This is a genomic window from Pseudonocardia pini (assembly GCF_013870575.1).
Lineage (GTDB): Bacteria > Actinomycetota > Actinomycetes > Mycobacteriales > Pseudonocardiaceae > Pseudonocardia > Pseudonocardia pini.
Genome location: NZ_JACBXB010001078.1, coordinates 1 through 1,400 on the forward strand (window position 1 = coordinate 1; position 1,400 = coordinate 1,400).

Below are 1,400 nucleotides of genomic sequence, written 5' to 3' on the forward strand. Positions count from 1 at the left end.
GGGCGCGCCGACCAGCGCGTGCTCGCGCAGCGTCTGCTCCACGGACCCGCGCAGGGCCGGTGCCCGCCACGGGGCCTCCAGGAAGTCGAAGTTGAACGCGGTGTGCAGCTCGTCCGTGCGCAGGTAGCGGGCGAAGCGGTCCGCCTCGGGCACCCAGGCCTCGGCCACGAACACCCGCGGCGGGTCATAGGTGTCCGCGAGGGCGCGCCAGGAGCGGTAGACGTCGTGCACCTCGTCGCGGTCCCAGTGCGGGTGCGGGCCCGGGTCGTGGTGGCCGCGCCCGCCGACGTCCGGCAGGCCCTGCTCCTTGATCAACGAGTTCGCGACGTCGATCCGGAACCCGTCCACGCCGCGGTCGAACCAGAACCGCAGCGTCTCCTCGAAGTCCGCGCGGACCTCGGGGTTGTCCCAGTTCAGGTCCGGCTGCTCGGGGTCGAACAGGTGCAGGTACCACTCGCCGTCGGGCACCCGGGTCCAGGCGCGGCCGCCGAACATGGCCTGCCAGTCGTTGGGCGGGGTGTCGCCGCTGTCGCGGAAGACGTACCGCTCGCGGGCCTTCGACCCGGGGCCGGCCGCGAGGGCCTCCTGGAACCACGCGTGCTGCGACGACGTGTGGTTCGGGACGATGTCGAGGATCACCCGCAGCCCGCGCTCGTGCGCCTCGCGGACCAGCGCCTCGGCGTCGGCGAGCGTGCCGAACCGCGGCTCGATCGCCCGGTAGTCGGACACGTCGTAGCCCGCGTCGGCCAGCGGGGACGGGTACCAGGGGTTGATCCACAACGCGTCGACCCCGAGGTCGGCGAGATGGTCCAGCCGGCTGCGGAGGCCGGCGATGTCGCCGACCCCGTCGCCGTCGCCGTCCGCGAAGCTGCGGACGTAGACCTGGTAGATCACGGCGCCGCGCCACCAGGCGGCGTCGGGCTCAGGCATGGGACCTCCTCCGGACGGCGTGTTGTGGACCTGTTCCACAACCCTGTTCCATACTGTTCCATACGCGGGGCGAGGAGGTGACGATGGAGGAGCGGAAGGCCACGATCCGAGACGTCGCACGCCGGGCGGGGGTGGCGCCGTCGACCGTGTCCCGTTCCCTGACCGGCACCTCCTACGTCGCGGCGGACACCCGGGAACGGATCCGTCGGGCGGTCGCCGAGCTCGCGTACCTGCCCGCAGAGCGTCCCCGACGACCGGCCACCCCGCACGCCGTGGCCGCGCTCGCCCGGTTCCCCTCGGCCTGGTTCTTCGCCGAGGCGATCGGCGGGGTCGAGCGGGTGCTGCGCGCGGGCGGGTACCAGTTGCTGCTGCACAACGTCGGCGACCCGGCCGCGCGGGCCGCCCTGCCGGACGAGCGGTGGGGTATCGACGGGCTGATCGTGAGCGCGTCGAGCTGCTGGGCTTCGGCA

At 73.3% G+C, this 1,400-nt stretch carries 2 protein-coding genes; one reads left to right on the forward strand and one right to left on the reverse strand.

Features of this window, described 5'->3' with window-relative positions:
* Window positions 1-930: alpha-amylase family glycosyl hydrolase (locus tag H5J29_RS32655; RefSeq protein ID WP_246394577.1), on the reverse strand; the 930-nt coding region annotated here is incomplete at its 3' end.
* Window positions 931-1,013: 83 nt separating this feature from the next.
* Between H5J29_RS32655 and H5J29_RS32660 the strand changes: the two genes are divergently transcribed.
* On the forward strand, window positions 1,014-1,400 hold a 387-nt coding region (locus tag H5J29_RS32660; protein ID WP_181784752.1), incomplete at its 3' end, for a LacI family DNA-binding transcriptional regulator.